This is a genomic window from Allorhizobium ampelinum S4 (assembly GCF_000016285.1).
In the GTDB taxonomy this organism is placed as follows: domain Bacteria; phylum Pseudomonadota; class Alphaproteobacteria; order Rhizobiales; family Rhizobiaceae; genus Allorhizobium; species Allorhizobium ampelinum.
Window position 1 is genome coordinate 1,265,630 of the sequence record NC_011988.1, and the last position, 17,558, is coordinate 1,283,187.

General features: G+C 56.7%; 16 protein-coding genes. 11 read left to right on the forward strand and 5 right to left on the reverse strand.

Annotation, left to right across the window (positions count from 1 at the left end; genetic code table 11):
- Positions 1–46 precede the first annotated feature (46 nt).
- The gene (locus AVI_RS22835) at positions 47–898 is read left to right on the forward strand and encodes a fumarylacetoacetate hydrolase family protein (RefSeq protein WP_012654484.1); all 852 of its coding nucleotides are present in this window, start codon (positions 47–49) and stop codon (positions 896–898) included.
- 292 nt (positions 899–1,190) lie between these two features.
- The gene (locus AVI_RS22840; RefSeq protein ID WP_012654485.1) at positions 1,191–3,080 is read left to right on the forward strand and encodes a putative bifunctional diguanylate cyclase/phosphodiesterase; all 1,890 of its coding nucleotides are present in this window, start codon (positions 1,191–1,193) and stop codon (positions 3,078–3,080) included.
- Here the strand turns inward: AVI_RS22840 and AVI_RS22845 are convergent.
- The 5 genes from AVI_RS22845 to AVI_RS22865 form a co-directional block, all read right to left on the reverse strand.
- On the reverse strand, positions 3,013–3,789 hold the full coding sequence (locus tag AVI_RS22845; RefSeq protein WP_012654486.1) for an aspartate/glutamate racemase family protein: 777 nt from the start codon (positions 3,787–3,789) through the stop codon (positions 3,013–3,015). The two genes, AVI_RS22840 and AVI_RS22845, sit on opposite strands and share 68 nt — an antisense overlap.
- Before the next feature lie 24 nt (positions 3,790–3,813).
- A complete protein-coding gene (locus AVI_RS22850; RefSeq protein ID WP_012654487.1) occupies positions 3,814–4,632 on the reverse strand; it encodes an ABC transporter permease in 819 nt (272 codons plus the stop codon).
- A 3-nt stretch (positions 4,633–4,635) separates the two neighbouring features.
- The gene (locus AVI_RS22855; RefSeq protein WP_012654488.1) at positions 4,636–5,541 is read right to left on the reverse strand and encodes an ABC transporter permease; all 906 of its coding nucleotides are present in this window, start codon (positions 5,539–5,541) and stop codon (positions 4,636–4,638) included.
- A gap of 78 nt (positions 5,542–5,619) precedes the next feature.
- Entirely contained in the window at positions 5,620–6,909 is a 1,290-nt protein-coding gene (locus AVI_RS22860) for an ABC transporter substrate-binding protein (protein ID WP_012654489.1), read from the reverse strand.
- Between the two features lie 27 nt (positions 6,910–6,936).
- Entirely contained in the window at positions 6,937–8,025 is a 1,089-nt protein-coding gene (locus AVI_RS22865) for an ABC transporter ATP-binding protein (protein ID WP_041698731.1), read from the reverse strand.
- A 265-nt stretch (positions 8,026–8,290) separates the two neighbouring features.
- Here AVI_RS22865 and AVI_RS22870 point away from each other — a divergent pair, with 265 nt between their 5' ends.
- From AVI_RS22870 to eutC, 9 genes are all read left to right on the forward strand, one after another.
- The gene (locus AVI_RS22870; RefSeq protein WP_012654491.1) at positions 8,291–9,001 is read left to right on the forward strand and encodes a GntR family transcriptional regulator; all 711 of its coding nucleotides are present in this window, start codon (positions 8,291–8,293) and stop codon (positions 8,999–9,001) included.
- A 178-nt stretch (positions 9,002–9,179) separates the two neighbouring features.
- Positions 9,180–10,118 (forward strand): hypothetical protein, encoded by a 939-nt coding sequence (locus AVI_RS22875; RefSeq protein ID WP_041698733.1) that lies wholly within the window; start codon positions 9,180–9,182, stop codon positions 10,116–10,118.
- A 94-nt stretch (positions 10,119–10,212) separates the two neighbouring features.
- On the forward strand, positions 10,213–10,455 hold the full coding sequence (locus tag AVI_RS22880; protein ID WP_041698735.1) for a PilZ domain-containing protein: 243 nt from the start codon (positions 10,213–10,215) through the stop codon (positions 10,453–10,455).
- A gap of 47 nt (positions 10,456–10,502) precedes the next feature.
- Positions 10,503–11,051 (forward strand): DNA-3-methyladenine glycosylase, encoded by a 549-nt coding sequence (locus AVI_RS22885; protein ID WP_012654493.1) that lies wholly within the window; start codon positions 10,503–10,505, stop codon positions 11,049–11,051.
- Between the two features lie 64 nt (positions 11,052–11,115).
- Positions 11,116–11,772: an ABC transporter ATP-binding protein gene (locus AVI_RS22890; RefSeq protein ID WP_012654494.1), complete on the forward strand. Its 657-nt coding sequence runs from the start codon at positions 11,116–11,118 to the stop codon at positions 11,770–11,772.
- Positions 11,772–14,180, forward strand: a complete 2,409-nt coding sequence (locus tag AVI_RS22895; RefSeq protein ID WP_012654495.1) for an ABC transporter permease — start codon at positions 11,772–11,774, stop codon at positions 14,178–14,180. The genes AVI_RS22890 and AVI_RS22895 overlap by 1 nt, the downstream gene beginning before the upstream one ends.
- The gene (locus tag AVI_RS22900; RefSeq protein ID WP_012654496.1) at positions 14,170–15,249 is read left to right on the forward strand and encodes a lipocalin-like domain-containing protein; all 1,080 of its coding nucleotides are present in this window, start codon (positions 14,170–14,172) and stop codon (positions 15,247–15,249) included. The genes AVI_RS22895 and AVI_RS22900 overlap by 11 nt, the downstream gene beginning before the upstream one ends.
- A 159-nt stretch (positions 15,250–15,408) precedes the next feature.
- Complete coding sequence (locus tag AVI_RS22905; protein WP_012654497.1) at positions 15,409–16,806, forward strand: ethanolamine ammonia-lyase subunit EutB; 1,398 nt, start codon at positions 15,409–15,411, stop codon at positions 16,804–16,806.
- Positions 16,803–17,558: an ethanolamine ammonia-lyase subunit EutC gene (eutC, locus tag AVI_RS22910; RefSeq protein ID WP_012654498.1), complete on the forward strand. Its 756-nt coding sequence runs from the start codon at positions 16,803–16,805 to the stop codon at positions 17,556–17,558. The genes AVI_RS22905 and eutC overlap by 4 nt, the downstream gene beginning before the upstream one ends.

Consider the following 17,558-nt stretch of genomic DNA (forward strand, 5'->3'; position numbering starts at 1 on the left):
GAACCAGTCGCATCGTTATTTCAGCATGCAGATCGGAGACATCCTTATGAAATTCGTCAGTTTTACCCGACTTGGCCGGGCCGGATTCGGCGCGGTGGTCGGCGGTGGCATCGTCGATCTTACCGGTCGTCTCAGCTATGATTGCCTGACCCTGAAACAGGCGATCCTGGACGATCTCCTGGAAATTGCCGCTGACTATGCTGGCGACCGCAAACCGGAACTGGCATTCTCGGATGTTACCCTGCTCCCGGTCATTCCTGATCCGGGCAAGATCCTGTGCATCGGCGTCAATTATGTCGCTCATCGGGAGGAAACCAAGCGGCCCGAAGTTGGCCATCCAACCGTCTTCATTCGCTTTGCCGATAGCCAGATTGGCCATGGCCAGCCGATGATCAAGCCAAGCCAGTCGGATTGCCTCGATTTCGAAGCCGAGCTTGCTGTGGTGATCGGGCGCGGTGGACGGGATATCGCCGAGGAAGATGCCATGCAGCATATTGCCGGTTATTCCTGCTATCATGACGGTTCGGTGCGCGACTGGCAGCGCCATAGTTCACAATTTGCGCCTGGCAAGAATTTTCCCGCGACTGGTGCTTTCGGTCCGGCTCTGGTGACGGCGGATGAAATTGAGGACTATACGCAGCTTTCCATCACGGGGCGCCTGAACGGACAGGTCGTTCAGCAGGCGACGTTGGCCGACCTGATCTTCCCTATTCCCGCGCTGATTGCGTATCTTTCGGCCTTTACACCCCTGTCGGCAGGTGATGTGATCGTCACCGGAACCCCCGGGGGTGTCGGTGAGAGACGCGAGCCGCCCTTGTTCATGAAAGCGGGCGATGTTTTCGAAGTGGATATTCCTGGTGTTGGTCTGCTCGTCAACCCGGTGATCGGCGCGCTTTAAGGTTTAAGACCTTTTTGGGCGGGCTTTATCGGTCCTGCCCAAAAAGGCCCTTTGCGGGGGCGCATTTGCTGTCAGGGCATGGCGCGATTGAGCGCGCAAGCCACGTCTTCCCGCCCGCAAAATGGAACGGAATTTTTTTCAATTTGTAAATCATCGTTAGAACAGAGCCGGGAGCCGCGCTTTCCAGCCGGTTTTTTTGCGCTACATCATGTATTAAAGAAGGTTCGAATATTTGTAACTGCCCCTTAATTCCTATTGGTTAAGCTAGGTCAGTGAAAGGGAATGGGGATATATGTTGATCAAGCTGCAAAACAGGATCTTGGAAAAGATCGCCAGAGGCGACCCCTTGGCAGAGACCGTTGATTTCCTCTGCTGGTCTGTTGAGGCGCTTATTAATGATATTGTCTGTTCCGTTTTGACATTGGACGATACAGGGCGCCTTCAGCATCTTGCCGGTCCTTCCATTCCCGAGCATTATTCCCAGGCGATCAATGGCTTGGTCTGCGGCGAAGGTGTCGGTTCTTGCGGCACGGCGGCGTTTCGCGGTCGTCCGGTCCTGGTGACCGACATTGAGAACGATCCGTTCTGGGCTGCGTTCAAGGGCCTTGCATTACCACTGGGTTTTCTGGCGTGCTGGTCAACGCCGATTATTTCCGATGGCCGGGTATTGGGTACGTTTGCCTTCTATTTCCGCCAAAAACGCGGTCCGAGCGAAATCGAAGAAAGCATTGTTTCTGCCTGTGTGCATCTTTGCGCAATTGGCTTGGAGCGCGAGTTGCGGATGAAGGAGCGCAGGCGGCTTGCCTATACCGATGTGCTGACGGGATTGCCAAATCGCACGGGCTTCAATGAAGCCGTGATCAATGAAGATGTGGAGCGCAATCCATGGGGATTGCTGCTGGTGGATCTCGATAATCTCAAGCAGGTCAACGATACATTCGGCCATCAGGCTGGCGATGACCTGATCCGCACCGTTGGTTTGCGCCTGAAAGCGATGACGGATTCCGACACCGCTTTCAGGCTCGGTGGTGACGAGTTTGCTGTGATCGTCCGCGGCGTCGATTGTGTGGATCTCGGCTACCATGCGGCTCATGTCCTGGCCGTGCTAAAAGAGCCCTGCATTTGCGCAGGCCAGACGGTTTATCCAGCCGGAACCATTGGCGGTGCGGTCGCACGCAATGGGCAGAGCGTTGACGATGTTCGCCAGAATGCCGATTTCGCGCTTTATGAAGCCAAGGAACGCTGCCGCGGTCAGTTCGTTGAATATTCGGTTGGTTCAGTTTCGACGATAGCCCGCCGGTTCCGCTCTTTCCAGCAGGTCAGCGAAGCATTGCGGGAACAGCGGATCGAGACCTATTATCAGCCGGTGGTTGATCTTGCTTCCGGTTCCCTGGTCGGGTTTGAGGCTCTCAGCCGGCTTGCCAGCCGTAACGGCGATATCATCTCCGCCTCGCATTTTCATGAAGCGACCAGTGATGTTCATCTGGCCAGGGCGCTGACGGCTTGCGTGTTGGAAAATGTGGCGCGGGATGCTCGCGATTGGCTGGACAGCGGACTTGAGTTCGGCCGTATCGGTTTGAACGTATCGGCGGGCGATTTTCTGGACGGCTCCCTGACTGAGCGGATAGTCGGCGCAATGGACAAGGTTGGTGTTGGGGTAGATAGAATTGTCGTTGAATTGACGGAGTCGATTTATCTGGGAAATCGCGAGCGCAATGTGGTGGACCAGATCAAGCAATTGCGTCAGGCAGGCATGCTTGTGGCTCTCGACGATTTTGGCACCGGTTTTGCGTCCTTGACGCATCTTCTGACCGTTCCGCTCGATATCATCAAAATCGATCGCTCTTTCATTGCCCGGTTGCTGGAGGAAGAGCCAGCATCGGTCATCGTCGGCGGGCTATTGTCGATTTCCGACCGTTTGAATTTCCGTGTCATCGCGGAGGGTATCGAAACACAGGAGCAGCGTGATTTGCTTTTGCGGCTGGGATGCGAGGAGGGGCAGGGCTATCTCTTCTCCAAGGCGGTGGATCGCAAGGAAGCGGCAGCCATGTTGCGCCGCAAGTCTCTGGACCAACTTCCATCGGTATTGCGGAACTCTTTAAATGCACGCTTTTTCAATGACCTATCTGCTGATTCTCGGCAGCTTTGTCTGCCGATAAAACAGCCGGCTCGAACGCTTTAAGCAAACCGAGATAGGGCTTGTTGACGGGCGTGGCATAGGCATTGTTTTTAACCGTTCGCAGTCCGAGGGAAACCAGGGCCTCCGCCTGCTTGACGGCACAGGCGACGCCATCGATGACAGGGACGCCGAATTCCTTGCTCAAGGCTTCCGTCAGATCGGCCATACCGGCACATCCAAGAATGATGGCTTCCGCATCGTCCTGCGCCAGCGCTTTGGCAATCTCCGCCCGCAGCCGGTCCCGTGCGTTCGAGGAGGGATCTTCCAGCGAGAGAACCGGAATATCGGCGGCGCGCACCTTGCAGCGGTCGGATGCGCCATAGCGGCGAACGAGGTGTTCGATGGGCAAGCGAGACCGTTCCATGGTCGTTACCACGCTGAACTTCTGGGCAATAAAGCTGACCGTGGCAATCGCTGCCTCGCAAATACCGATGACGGGAATACTGGCTAATGCACGCGCGGCATCAAGACCAGTATCATCGAAACAGGCGATAATGGCGGCATCTGCGCCTTGTTTTTCCCCGTCGGCGAGTTCCATCAGCAGGCCGGGAACAGCCAGCGCCTCGTCATAATAGCCCTCGATGGAAACCGGACCCATCTGCGAGGTGCGTGGCATGATTTCGGTGCCTGCATGGGCAACGCGGCGGGCCGCGTCCGCAGCCGTCGCTGTCATGCTTGCGGTTGTATTGGGATTGATAAGCAGAATGCGCATGAAAATCCGATCGAGGGTTGCCATTCAGGCATGGCCACGAGGCCGGCTGACCCGGCGAATGAGGAAAATCGTCAGGGCAATGACCAGGAAGGAAAACACTGTCGTCACCGTACCCAGCGCATAGAGAACCGGTGTGGTGACATTGGTCGTCATGCCGTAGATTTCCAGTGGCAGGGTGTTGAAGCTTCCTGACGTCATTAGCGTTCGGGCGAATTCGTCATAGGAGAGCGAGAAGCCAAACAGGCCAACGCCGATCAGGCTGGGCGCGATCATCGGTAGCAAAACGTAGCGAAACGTTTGCCATGAGGATGCGCCAAGGTCGCGGGCCGCCTCTTCATAGGCGGGTGAAAAGCGGTTGAAGACAGCGAACATGATCAACACACCAAAGGGCAGGGTCCAGGTCAAATGCGCGCCGAAAGCTGAACTGTACCAATTGGGTTGGAAGCCCAATTGCTGGAAGACCACACCAATGCCGAGCGAAATGATGATCGACGGCACGACCAGGCTGGCAACGGCCAGGTAAAACAACACTGTCGCGCCATGAAACTTGCGGCGAAACGCCAGGCCCGCCAGCAGCGACACCAGCACGGTGACCACCATCACCATCAGCCCGAGTGTGATCGAGCGTTTGATGGCGCCGCCAAAATCGCCGACGGCCTGGGTTTCGAACAGATTGGCGAACCAATGCAGCGAGACACCATTGAGCGGAAAGGTCAGGCCACCATTTTCTCCCTGGAACGAAAGGATGAGGATCGCCGAAAGCGGCCCATAGAGAAACAGCACGAAGAGCGCAAAGAATATAGCGAGCAGATAGAATTCGCGGCTGCGTTTTTCCCGGACCATGGCTTACAGCTCCTTGCGGATATCGACGATGCGCAAGATCCCCGCGACCATCAGCAGGACGAGGATCAGCAGCACCACGGCATTGGCGGCAGCGGCTGGATATTGCAGCAGTGACATCTGGTTCTTCATGATCAGCGCCACCGAGGCGCTCTGGCCACCGGACATCACCTGTACGGTGGAGAAATCGGCCATGGTCAAAGTGACGACGAAAATTGTGCCGATAGCCATGCCGGGCTTGGCGAGCGGCAGAATGACATTGGTGAGGATTTGCAGGCTCGAAGCACCTGCGTCCCTTGCGGCCTCCACCAGCGCCTTGTCGATCCGCATCAGCGTATTGAAGATCGGCGTGACCATGAACAGGGTGTAGAGATGCACCATGGCCAGCACCACGGCAAAGTCTGAATAAAGCAGCCATTCCAGCGGCTGTGGAATGATGCCGGTTCCGACCAACGCCTGGTTGACCAATCCATTGCGCCCCAGAACCGGAATCCAGGAAATCATCCGGATGATATTCGAGGTCAGGAACGGCACGGTGCAGATCAGGAAAAGCACGCTCTGCATGGCGGCGCTACGGATGTGGAAGGCGAGAAAATAGGCGACCCAGAAGCCGATGAACAGCGTCAGGAGCCAGACAATGCCTGCGAATTTCAGCGTGTTTAGATAGGTTTTCCAGGTGACCCAGGAACCAAGCGTTTCCGTATAATTGAAGGTGACAAAACCGGGATACATCTGGGCGAAGTCATAATCCCAAAAGCTGACAATCACGATCATCAGGATCGGCAACAGTAGAAATCCGCCGAGGATAAGCGCCAGGGGGGCTGCTTGAAGATAGGCTGTCAGCCAGGCAGGCACGCGGATTTCGCGCCTTGGCTTTGGTTTGCCGACGCCTATAAACCGCACTGTTGCCATCGCTCGTCTCCCTGTCGTCTTCGGGGCTGCCATATGTCTTCCCCGCGAACGGGGAAGACATGGTTTCTATGGATATGATCAGGCGGCGATGAACTCGTTCCAGCGTCGAACCATGTAACGGTCCTCGTCCATGACGGAATTCCAGCAGGCAACCTTGCCCATGCGCTCTTCGAAGGAGCCGCCGTCGCGTACGGCACCGGCCTTTTCCATCACCTTGCCTTCAGGAGACATGATGTCGCCCTGGGCTGGCTTGCCTTCGATCCAGTAACCCCATTCATCCGCGGACATGAAGTTCTTGGCGGTTTCCATGCAGGCCGAATAATAGCCCTGGCGGTTCAGGTAGCCGCCGACCCAGCCGGACGTGTACCAATTGATGTATTCATAGGCCGCATCGAGCTGCGCGCCTTTCAGATGCGCCGCAAGACCCAGCCCGCCGCCCCAGGCGCGGTAGCCTTCCTTCAGCGGTTGATATTTGCAGGCGATGCCCTTGGAGCGGACAGCGGCAACGGCTGGCGACCACATGGATTGGATGACGACTTCGCCCGAAGCCATCAGGTTGACGCTTTCATCGAAGCTTTTCCAGAAGGCGCGGAACTGGCCGCTCTGCTTGGCCTTGATCAGGAAATCGATGGTCTTGTCTATCTCGGCCTTGGTCATGTTGCCCTTGTCGGCATATTTGATATTGCCCATGGCTTCCATGATCATCGCGGCATCCATGATGCCGATCGATGGAATGTTGAGGATCGACGTCTTGCCCTTGAAAGCGGGGTCCATGATATCGGCCCAGCTGGTGATGTCGCGGCCAACGAGGTCTGGGCGAATGCCGAGCGTGTCGGCATTGTAGATGGTCGGCACCATCGTCATCCATTCGGTCGGAGCCTTGGCGAAGATTTTCGCGCCGGGCTTTTCGACGAAGCCGACGGTGTGTGGCGCTGTGCCCTGGGCAATGACGCTTTCCGGCTTCAGTTTGCCGTTGATGAACAGCGGTACGATCTTGTCGTAATATTTGAGCTTCTTGACTTCCATCGGCTGCAAGACGCCTGATGGGAAGACCTTCTTGGCGATCCAGTATTCGACATCGGCAATGTCATAGGAGTTCGGCTGGGTCACGGCGCGCTGGGCGGCGGCGTCAGAATCCGTCGCCGTCATTTCCAGGGTGATGCCGAGGTCGGCCTTGCACTTTTCGGCGATGGCATTGATGTTTGAAACGCCGGTGCCAAATTGACGAAGGGTGATCTTGGTCTGCGCCCAGATGGTCGGAAAGCCAGTGATGGCGCCGGAACCGGCGGCAAGACCCGCTGCGGCGGCTCCCGTCTTCAAAAGCGAACGGCGGGTCACGCCGGATTTTGGCTTTTTGGTATCAGTCATGGAAGTTCTCCTCTGGTTATTGGTTGATTATTTCAGCGCCGGTTTGCCGAGAACAATGGCGTCATCGGCCTCCCAGCAAACGGCAATGGCTTCGCCTACCTTGACCGGATGTGCGTGGAAGGCGGCATCGGTCAGGATGGCGGTAAAGTCTTCAATGCCCGCACCGCTCAGCATCAGCTTCACGGTGGAACCTCGATATTCGACATTGGTGACAGAGCCGGTGAATCCGAGGCCCGGGACCTGGCTCTGGCCAATCCGCACATGGTCAGTGCGCACCGCTATGTCGGCGGGTTCGCCGATGGCGGCTTTGCCGGAAGCTGCGAAATCCGCCCCGCCTGCGACTGATATCATCGCGATCTCATCGGAAACGCTCGTGACTCGGCCTGAAATGACATTGTGATCGCCCATGAAACGAGCGACGAATGCTGAGGCCGGGCGCTCGAATACGGTGCGGGGATCGGCAGCCTGTTCGATGCGGCCATCGTTCATGATAACGATCAGGTCGGCGAGCGCCATGGCCTCTTCCTGGCTATGGGTCACATGCACGAAGGTGATGCCAAGCGAGGTCTGGAGCTTCTTCAGTTCGGCCCGCATGCGGATTTTCAAAAACGGATCGAGTGCGGACAAAGGCTCGTCCAGAAGAAGCGCTTCCGGATCGGTAATCAACGCGCGTGCCAGCGCCACACGCTGCTGCTGTCCGCCGGAAAGCTGGGCGGGGCGGCGGTCCGCATAGGCCTCCAGTTGCATCAATTGCAGCATCTCCATCGCCTTGGCGCTGCGGGTGGCTTTGTCGATGCCCTTCATTTTCAGGCTGAAGGCGACATTTTCGGTGAGGTCGAGATGCGGAAACAACGCGTAGGACTGGAACATCATCGCTGTGCCGCGCGCGGCGGGCGCGAGATCGGTGATGTTGGTGTTGCCCAGCAGGATATCACCTGTTGTGACGGTCTCGTGTCCGGCAATCATCCGTAACGTCGATGTCTTACCGCAACCGGAAGGGCCGAGTAGGCAGCAATAGGTGCCAGCTGGAATTTTCAGGCTGATGCTGTGGACGGCTGTCGTATGGCCGTAAACCTTGGTAACGGCGGCAATATCGATGGCGGCGGCTTGTTTCATGCTGCGATCCCTTGATGACCGCTGCTTTACATGCATCTTACGTGCCAGATGCTTGTGGCCTTTGGAAAACCTAGAAAATCCTGTCGGCTTCCACTGAATACCCATGGAATTTTTCGGGTCGTCATCACTGTTGCGCAAAAATCGTGCGATTGTTTGCATTCATTGGTCAAATTGTACGCAATAGATTTCTTGCCTGTCAGCAATCAGTGACTTTCCGAGTTTGTCAGTTCAATGTACAAAGGCAGGCATCAGCACGGGTGACGCTATGAAGCTTGACGAAAAAATCAGTTTTCACGATTCAAATTTGGAAGACCGTGCGTTCACCATCCGCGAATCCCTACGAAATGCGATTATCGACCGGCGTTTAACACCCGGAACCAAGCTTTCCGAGGCGGAAGTGGGCCTTCTGTTCGATGTCAGCCGGACCGTTGTGCGCAGTGCTCTGCAAATGCTTGCATTCGAAGGGCTGATAAAGACGGAACGAAATAGGGGTGCTTTTGTATCCAATCCGAGCCCCGAAGAAGCAGTGCAGGTGTTTGCCTGCCGCCGAATGATTGAACCTGGTATTGTGCTGGCGGCTGTCGAGCGGCTGACGGAGGACGATCTGGTCGCTTTTCGTGCCCAGTTGGAAGATGAACAACACCATCTGCACCAGCGCGGGCCTGCGGCGAGGCGTGCCGAAATAAAGGCCTCGGGCGATTTCCATCTGATGCTGGCCAAAGTTGCCGGCAATGCCATCCTGCAAAAATTCATGGATGAATTGGTGGCCCGATCATCGTTGGTCATCGCGCTGTATGGTGGTTCCGGTGCGTCTAGTTGCGGTCATAATGAGCATGAACAGATACTTGAGGCTCTTGTGGAGCGGGATGCCAAGCGTGCAAGTGCGCTGATGCTGCATCACATTGATCATATCGAAGCGGATCTGGATTTGCGGGTGCGGGAAGGTCTGGCATTGAAGGATGCCTTGGGACTTTAGCGCCGTTTTGGCCTTTTTATGGACGAGTTGTCAGGCTCAAGTCAGCCTTTAATGTTTCAGGTGCTAGTCAGGCAAGGATGCGAGTCGTAGATCTTGAATTTGGTATTGGAGAGAATAGTCTGTCCTGGGCAGCGATTCCACCGCCTGACAGATCAAAATAGTGCGGCGGGTTTTTGAAATGCTCTATCCAGTGAGGTTCGTCTATCGTCGGTCCTCGGTTAAATTCGGCAGTACGACCATGCGGTCATTTCAACTGTCCAGGTTGACGAGACCCTATCTCGGCGACAAATACCGGTTTGAAATGGCGGCCCTGCCGAACAAGCGAATACCTGGATTGCAAATGCTATGGGCTAGCCTTCAGCCTAAAGATGCGATTTATGTGTTTACCAAGCGTGCGGCGCTTTCCATTGGCGCATCGGCGCTGGAAATTCTTCATGGCCGAAGCCGGGGCATATGTTTCGACTATGTCGATACGCCGCTGGATAAGATGGTTTTCAATCATGTCGATATGCATCTCGCCAGTTCACATATGGCGCGTGATGCAATGAGTGCCAGGCTGACAAACACGCCTGGTGCAAAAGGGCAGGTTGGACTGCTGCTGCATGGTGCCGATGAACGCATCTATGCCATGGGCAACCAGCGCCGTACCGATTATCGCGCCGGTTATTTCGGCTTTCTGAAGAATACCGTCAGGACGCCTCAAATTGAAAAATCAGTCGATTTTCATGACGCGGCTTTCAGCGATTCCATGCGCCAGATCATCGCACGTATGGGTGACTATAGTTTGCATTACTGCATTCGCGCGCCCCAGACGGAGACGTTGGCGAGGTGTTATAAACCCTTTACCAAGGGCGTGATCGCGGCGGCCTGTGGGGCAAATGTGCTGGTGAATGCGGCTCAGGACGATGCCCTTGCATTTCTGGGTGAGGATTATCCCTATCTCGTCCAAGGAGAAGGGGAGGACGAGATTATCGATGTTTTACAACGAGCGCGAAGCACCCATGGTAAAAATGACTGGCTGCGCGCCCGCCGCGCCATGGATCATTTTCTGGATCAAGTCAGCCCAAAAGCAATGGCTATGCAGATGGATGAAATATTTACGACTTTGCTGAGATAATAAAGTCTTGCTAGACCGGTCAGATGTGATCGGAATTATATGAAACTGTAATAACTGCTGGATGGTCTAGGTCTGGGATCGGCGGGGGTTGGAAATGGAGAATAAGCGTAGAGATCATCGAGTCCGAACCTTACAAGCGGCGCGCATAATCTTGAAAAACGGGTTTTCGACCTTTAGCTGCACCGTCAAGAATATTTCGTCCGGTGGCGCGAAGCTGGCTGGAGATAATTTTGTCAATGTTCCCGATGAATTCGATTTACTGATGGATGGCGGGCGCAAGGTCCATTGTGTCGTCCGGTGGCGGAAGATAACGGAAATCGGCGTGGAATTCGCCTGACCGGTATTTAGAAGCGTCCCAAAGGTGGAAAAGTTCAGCACTAGGCCATGATGGAGTTCAACAGCAGTGCTGTCGATATTGCCCGCGACCTGATTGGCGCCGAGCTTTTCGTGGGGGGTGTCGGCGGCATGATCGTCGAAACCGAGGCCTATGAACGTGACGATCCGGCATCCCATAGCTTTCGAGGGCTCACACCGCGCAATAATGCGATGTTTGGTCCAGCCGGACATATCTATGTCTACCGTTCCTACGGCATCCACTGGTGCTTGAACATCGTTTGCCGACCCGGCAGTGCGGTTTTGATCCGGGCGCTCGCGCCAAGCCACGGCTTGGATGTCATGCAAGCGCGGCGTGGCAACGTGGCGCCGCGTTTTCTATGTGCAGGTCCGGGCCGTTTGGCCCAGGCATTGGGCATAACCGTTCAACACAATGGCTTGCCTCTCGCCCTGCCACCATTTCAGCTTGAGCCTGCCAAAATCCGTCCAAGCGTGGCGATCGGTCCTCGCATTGGCATTACCAAAGCTGTCGATCACCCCTGGCGCTTTGGTTTGGCGGGGTCTAAATTTCTAAGTAAGCCTTTCCCGGCTGCCCTCTAGCGCCATATCCGCCAGACGGATTATGGTTTCGCGTTGATGAGCATGCAAACGACTGGATAAGCTGATGGTGCTGGTACTGGATGCCGTAAAAAAAACATACCGCACATCGGAAGGTCCTTTGGAGGTTCTCAAAGGTGTCAGCTTGACCCTGGCCGCAGGGCGAACCATGGCATTGACCGGGGAATCTGGCAGCGGAAAAAGTACATTGCTTCATCTGGCGGGCGGGCTGGACAGCGCCGATGCCGGGAAGCTTTGCGTGGATGGGGAAGATATCGATGCGCTCGATGATAAAGGTCGCGCCCGGTTGCGGCGTGGCACAGTCGGGTTGATTTTTCAGCAGTTCAACCTGATCCCCTCGCTGGATGTGCGGGCCAATCTGGCCTTTCATGCCCGGCTGGGTGAGCGTTACGATGGGCAATGGCAGACGGAATTGACGGAACGCCTTGGGCTTGCGGCGCTTCTGTCGCGCTATCCCGAGCAGCTCTCCGGCGGCCAGCAACAGCGCGTCGCCATCGGTCGGACACTTGCTGTCCGGCCAAAACTGGTTCTGGCCGATGAGCCGACGGGAAATCTCGACGAAGAGACGGGCAATGCGGTCATGGCTTTGATGTTATCTCTGGTGCGGGAGACGGGTGCGGCCCTGTTGATGGTGACACATTCACCCCGATTGGCTGCCATGCTGGATGAAAACTTGCATTTGCGTGCCGGGCGGGTGGCCTGATGCTGCGCACCGCTTTTCTGGCTTTGCTGTCGCATTGGCGGCGCAAGCCGCTTCAATTGGCCATGCTGCTTCTCGGTTTGTCGCTGGCAACAGCACTTTGGTCGGGGGTGCAGGCGATCAATGCCGAGGCGCGGGCTTCTTATGCGCGGGCCGCTGCCATGCTGGGGCAAAATCGCCTGTCTGATATCCAAAGGAAAGATGGCAGGCCCATCCCCATCTCGACCTATGTCGCGCTGCGGCGGGCGGGGCTGCTGGTTTCCCCGGTTCTTGAAGGGGAGATGCGACTTGGCACGTTTCGCCTGCGGTTGATCGGCATAGATCCCCTAACGATCCCGTCGGTCGCCCAGCCAGTCGATCTGCGCGGTGATGGCAATATCAATCGTTTCCTGCTGCCCCCAGGGCAGATTGCGGTTTCGCAAGCGACCGCGGATGCCCTTCAGGGGCAATCGCTGCCGCCACTTGATATCGTCAAGGATCTGCCTTTTGCAACTGGGTTTACCGATATCGGCAGGGCGCAAGCCTTGCTGGCACAACGCGATGGCTTGACCCGGCTGATCGTCTCGCCGGAACAGCCGATTTCGCAACAGCAACTGGCGGCATTGGCGCCTGAGCTGCGCTTGAAATCCCCTGATGGCGAAGGGGATCTTGCACGATTAACGGACAGTTTTCATCTCAACCTGACGGCCTTCGGACTGCTGTCTTTCGTGGTCGGACTGTTCATCGTCTATGCGGCGGTGCGGCTGGCTTTCGAACAGAGGCGGCCCACCTTTCGCACGCTTCGATCTCTTGGTCTCTCGGCCAGCGCCTTGATGCTCCTGCTTTTCATGGAACTGCTGGTCTTTGCATTGGCTGCGGGCGTCGCGGGCGTGGCGCTTGGCTATGTCGTAGCCTCTGTCTTGCTGCCGGATGTGGCACTGACACTCAGGGGCCTTTATGGCGCCGATGTTCCTGGTACGCTGGCTTTTCGGCCCCAATGGTGGGTGACAGGCATCGGTATTGCGGTTGTTGGCACGCTGGCGTCCGCCGGGCAAAGTCTCTGGCAGGTCTGGCGCATGCCTCTGCTGGCCCCGGCCCAGCCGCGCGCCTGGGCTATGGCTTCGGAACGAGCCTGGTTTCTCCAGGCACTGGCTTCCGCCGTACTATTTGCGGTAACGCTGATCTTGATGAAATTTGGTCATGGTCTGGTGGCTGGTTTTGCCACTTTGGGAGCGCTCTTGCTGGCCTCGGCCCTGGCCTTGCCGGTCATTCTGGTGCCCGTGCTGCGGTTGATGCAGTCCTTGGCAAAGCGACCGGTGTGGCAATGGTTCTGGGCCGATACCCGCCAGCAATTGCCCAGCCTTTCCCTGGCCTTGATGGCGCTTCTTCTGGCGTTATCGGCCAATGTCGGGGTTGGAACCATGGTGTCCAGCTTTCGTCTGACTTTTGTCGGCTGGCTCGATCAAAGACTGGCCGCTGAGCTTTACGTGACGGCGCGCAACGATAACGAGGCCGAGCGTTTGCAGGCCTGGCTTGCCCCTCGGGTGAAGGCTGTGCTGCCAATCTGGAATGCGCAGGGAGAAGTCGGCGGCAAAACCGTGGTTATTCATGGCGTGGTCGATGATGCGACCTACCGCGATCACTGGCCGATGCTTGCCGCCACGCCGGATGTCTGGGACAGGTTGGCCCGAGGTGAAGGGGCGTTGATCAATGAACAGATGATGCGCCGCGAGGGCTTGGCGGTGGGTGAGGAGATCACGCTGCCCGGTGGCTGGAAGCCCCGTATTCTCGGTGTCTATTCCGATTACGGTAATCCCAATGAGGATGTGATCGTCACTCAATCGGAATTGGTCAGCCGTTTTTCCGATCTCTCGCGCTTGCGGTTCGGGCTGCGGATACGGCCAGAACAGACCGGCGCGCTGCGTGAGACTTTAATGACTGAATTCGGCTTGCCGCCCGACAACGTCGTGGATCAAGCGGTGATCAAGGCGCGATCACTGGCGATTTTCGAAAAGACCTTCGCCGTTACAGCCGCTCTCAATGTGTTGACGCTGGGGGTCGCGGGGCTTGCGATGTTTGCCAGCCTCATGACGCTGTCAGGCATGAGGCTGCCCCAGATCGCTCCGGTCTGGGCAATGGGTCTGACCCGTCGCGCGATAACCGGGTTGGAGCTTGCCCGTACTCTTATCCTTGCAGGCTTTACACTCGTTGCCGCGCTGCCGGTGGGACTTGGACTGGCCTGGGTTTTGTTGGCGATAGTCAATGTCGAGGCCTTTGGTTGGCGCTTACCAATGCATGTGTTTCCAGTCCAGTGGCTATGGTTGGGAGGGTTTGCACTGTTGGCCTCGCTGCTCTCGGCACTGATCCCACTTGCCGGTATTGCCCGATTGAAGCCATCGGATTTATTGAAAGTCTTTGCCAATGAACGCTAACATTCGTCGGTTCATGATTTTCGTTCTGGCGCTGCTGCTTGGCGGTAATCCGGTTTTCGCCCAGGGCTTTGCCGGTCTTGGTGCCAAAGCTGGCGATGGTTTCGCCTTGCCGCAGCCAGGCCAACCGCTTGCGTTTCCAATGGATCATGGCCCGCACCCCAATTACCGGATCGAATGGTGGTATGTGACGGCCAATCTGACCGGGCCGGACGGGCGCGATTACGGGGTGCAATGGACGCTGTTTCGTTCAGCATTGAAACCGGGCGAGGCGGAGGGCTGGAACAGTCCACAAATCTGGATGGGCCATGCGGCCTTGACAACGAAGGACCACCATTACGCTACGGAAAAGTTTGCGCGTGGAGGAATAGGTCAGGCGGGCGTGGCGCTTGAGCCGTTTTCCGCCTGGATCGATGATTGGTCGCTCACGACAAGACCACAGACCGGAAAAACTGGCGATGTCGTGTCCTCCTTGACCATGAAGGCCAAGGGCGCCGATTTTTCCTACGATCTCGCCCTGCAGGCCACCGGCCCCCTGGTGGCGCAGGGAGATCATGGCTACTCGGTTAAATCAGCGGAAGGGCAGGCGAGCTATTATTATTCCCAGCCCTTCTATGCGGTGAACGGTATCTTGAACCTGCCTGACGGCCCTGTCCCTGTGACGGGCAAGGCTTGGCTGGATCGGGAATGGTCTTCGCAGCCTCTTTCCGCCGACCAGAAAGGCTGGGATTGGTTCTCCCTCCACTTCGATGACGGCGCAAAACTGATGGGTTATCATCTGCGTGGCAAGGGTGACGATTATACCGTCTCCACCTGGATCACGCCACAGGGTGTGCCGGAGCCAATGCGCCCCGGTGCGCTCAAGCTGACGGTGGTAAAACAAACGCAGGTCGCGGGTCGCACCATGCCAGTGGAGTGGCAACTGGAACTGCCCGAAAAAGCCATGTCGATCCGCACCACGCCCGTAAACGCGCAAAGCTGGATGCCCCTGGCGTTTCCTTATTGGGAAGGCCCGATCCGCTTTTCAGGCAGTCATGCTGGTACAGGCTACCTTGAAATGACCGGATATTGAACCTGAATCCCGACGGTCTTCTGTTCGTATGGCATGCACTTTGCTTTATAGCATTTACAGTAGGTCGTACGGCCGCCTCATGATAATCATGAGGGCGGATTGGCAAGGGCAGGCGTATCGGGCAGCATTTGCGCGCTCTGTCCGGCAAGGAGAACGGTGATGGCAGCTTATTCGATCATCCTTGGGCGGGAACGCCATGTATTCGACGATCTGAAAAGCCTGATGGCCTGCGCTTCCCCACCAAAGTCCGGGGATCAATTGGCAGGGATCGCCGCAAGCAGCAATGAACGCCGGGTCGCGGCGCGCTATGTGCTTGCCGATCTTCCCTTGAAGACCTTTCTTCAGGATATGCTGATTCCCTATGAGATCGACGAGGTTACCCGGCTGATCATCGATAGCCATGACGTCGCGGCGTTTGCGTCTGTCTCCCATATGACTGTTGGTCAATTTCGTGACTGGCTGCTGTCTTATGAGGCAACAAGCGAAGTTTTGGCAGCGCTTGCCCCCGGACTGACACCGGAAATGGTAGCGGCCGTTTCCAAGCTGATGCGTAATCACGATCTGATCACGGTTGCGGCGAAATGCAGCGTTATTACCGCATTTCGCTCGACAATCGGGCTTTCGGGCCGGCTTTCCAGCCGGTTGCAGCCCAACCATCCGACCGACGATCCGGAGGGGGTGGCTGGCTCGACCTTGGATGGTCTCCTCTATGGTGTTGGCGATGCGGTGATCGGCATCAATCCGGCCAGTGATAATCTCGAAGCCTGTACAAGGTTGATGCATCTGTTCGACAAACTCAGAGACCGCTTCGAAATACCAACACAGTCCTGTGTCCTGACCCATGTGACAACCTCGATCCAGGCGATCGAGGCAGGCGCGCCGCTTGATCTCGTCTTTCAATCGGTGGCGGGGACGCAGGCTGCTAACAAGGGTTTTGGCGTCGATCTCGCGGTTTTACGTGAAGGACGGGAGGCGGCGTTGTCGTTGAAACGTGGCACCGTTGGTGACAATGTCATGTATCTGGAGACCGGGCAGGGCAGCGCGTTGTCGGCTGATGCCCATCACGGCGTCGATGAACAGACGTTGGAGGTTCGGGCCTATGCCGTGGCGCGGGAGGTCAAGCCGCTGCTGGTCAATACAGTTGTCGGCTTCATTGGGCCGGAATATCTTTATGATGCCAAGCAGATTATTCGCGCCGGTCTTGAAGATCATTTCTGCGGCAAATTGCTGGGCGTGCCGATGGGCGTCGATGTCTGCTATACCAACCATGCCGAAGCTGATCAGGATGACATGGACAACCTGATGGTGCTCCTGACCGTAGCGGGCGTGAACTTCCTGATTGCCGTGCCGGGTGCAGACGATGTCATGCTCAATTATCAAAGCCTGTCCTATCATGATATTGTCGGTCTTCGTCACCAGTTCAACCGTCCGCCCGCGCCGGAGTTCGAAGCCTGGCTGAAGCGGATGGGGATGATTGATCGGTCCGGTCGACTGGCGCCATTGCCCCAATCCAATGCTTTTTCTCGTAACCTTCTATCTTACAAGGCATCGGCATGAGCAATTCCGTCGATTTCGACCCGTTTGCAAGGTTTCGCAGCGCCACTCGGGCGCGCATAGGCCTTGGCCGGGCAGGCGATGCGATGCCAACACAGGCCGTTCTGGAGTTTCAACTGGCCCACGCTAGGGCGCGCGATGCCGTCCATGGGGAAGTGGATTTCGAGAAACTGGCGACCGCGCTGGCCCCCATTGAAACAGTGCTGGTCCATTCCTTGGCAAAAGATCGGGCGACCTATCTGACGCGCCCCGACCTTGGACGTATGCCGGACAGCCATGACCTTCCGGCACCGGGCAAGACCTACGAAATCGCCTTCATCATCGCCGATGGCCTTTCGGCAGCTGCGGTGGAGCGCCATGCCGTTTCGGTCTATGAAGCCACGGTGCGCCGGCTCGGAGGGTTTTCAGTCGCCCCGGTTATCCTTGGAAAGCAGGCGCGTGTCGCTTTCGGTGATGAAGCCGCGGCGGCCTTCGGCGCGCAAGTGGCTATCGTCCTGATTGGAGAGCGGCCCGGTCTTAGCGTTCCCGATAGTCTTGGCGCTTATATTACGTTTGAGCCGCGTAAAGGACGGCGCGATAGTGAGCGCAACTGCATTTCCAATATTCATGACGACGGATTGTCTTATGAATCGGCGGCGGAAAAGATTTCCTGGCTGGTGAAGGAGGCCTTACGGTTGAAACTCTCAGGTGTCGACCTGAAGGAAAACGCCGTGGATGGTATCTCACTCCCGCATGGCGCGAAATCGTTGACCTAA

Bases quoted from the DNA above. Each gene is read 5' to 3' on its own strand.
- AVI_RS22835 (WP_012654484.1), top strand. From the start codon at position 47: ATGAAATTCGTCAGTTTTACCCGACTTGGCCGGGCCGGATTCGGCGCG.
- AVI_RS22840 (WP_012654485.1), top strand. From the start codon at position 1,191: ATGTTGATCAAGCTGCAAAACAGGATCTTGGAAAAGATCGCCAGAGGC.
- AVI_RS22845 (WP_012654486.1), bottom strand. From the start codon at position 3,789: ATGCGCATTCTGCTTATCAATCCCAATACAACCGCAAGCATGACAGCG.
- AVI_RS22850 (WP_012654487.1), bottom strand. From the start codon at position 4,632: ATGGTCCGGGAAAAACGCAGCCGCGAATTCTATCTGCTCGCTATATTC.
- AVI_RS22855 (WP_012654488.1), bottom strand. From the start codon at position 5,541: ATGGCAACAGTGCGGTTTATAGGCGTCGGCAAACCAAAGCCAAGGCGC.
- AVI_RS22860 (WP_012654489.1), bottom strand. From the start codon at position 6,909: ATGACTGATACCAAAAAGCCAAAATCCGGCGTGACCCGCCGTTCGCTT.
- AVI_RS22865 (WP_041698731.1), bottom strand. From the start codon at position 8,025: ATGAAACAAGCCGCCGCCATCGATATTGCCGCCGTTACCAAGGTTTAC.
- AVI_RS22870 (WP_012654491.1), top strand. From the start codon at position 8,291: ATGAAGCTTGACGAAAAAATCAGTTTTCACGATTCAAATTTGGAAGAC.
- AVI_RS22875 (WP_041698733.1), top strand. From the start codon at position 9,180: ATGCTCTATCCAGTGAGGTTCGTCTATCGTCGGTCCTCGGTTAAATTC.
- AVI_RS22880 (WP_041698735.1), top strand. From the start codon at position 10,213: ATGGAGAATAAGCGTAGAGATCATCGAGTCCGAACCTTACAAGCGGCG.
- AVI_RS22885 (WP_012654493.1), top strand. From the start codon at position 10,503: ATGATGGAGTTCAACAGCAGTGCTGTCGATATTGCCCGCGACCTGATT.
- AVI_RS22890 (WP_012654494.1), top strand. From the start codon at position 11,116: ATGGTGCTGGTACTGGATGCCGTAAAAAAAACATACCGCACATCGGAA.
- AVI_RS22895 (WP_012654495.1), top strand. From the start codon at position 11,772: ATGCTGCGCACCGCTTTTCTGGCTTTGCTGTCGCATTGGCGGCGCAAG.
- AVI_RS22900 (WP_012654496.1), top strand. From the start codon at position 14,170: ATGAACGCTAACATTCGTCGGTTCATGATTTTCGTTCTGGCGCTGCTG.
- AVI_RS22905 (WP_012654497.1), top strand. From the start codon at position 15,409: ATGGCAGCTTATTCGATCATCCTTGGGCGGGAACGCCATGTATTCGAC.
- eutC (WP_012654498.1), top strand. From the start codon at position 16,803: ATGAGCAATTCCGTCGATTTCGACCCGTTTGCAAGGTTTCGCAGCGCC.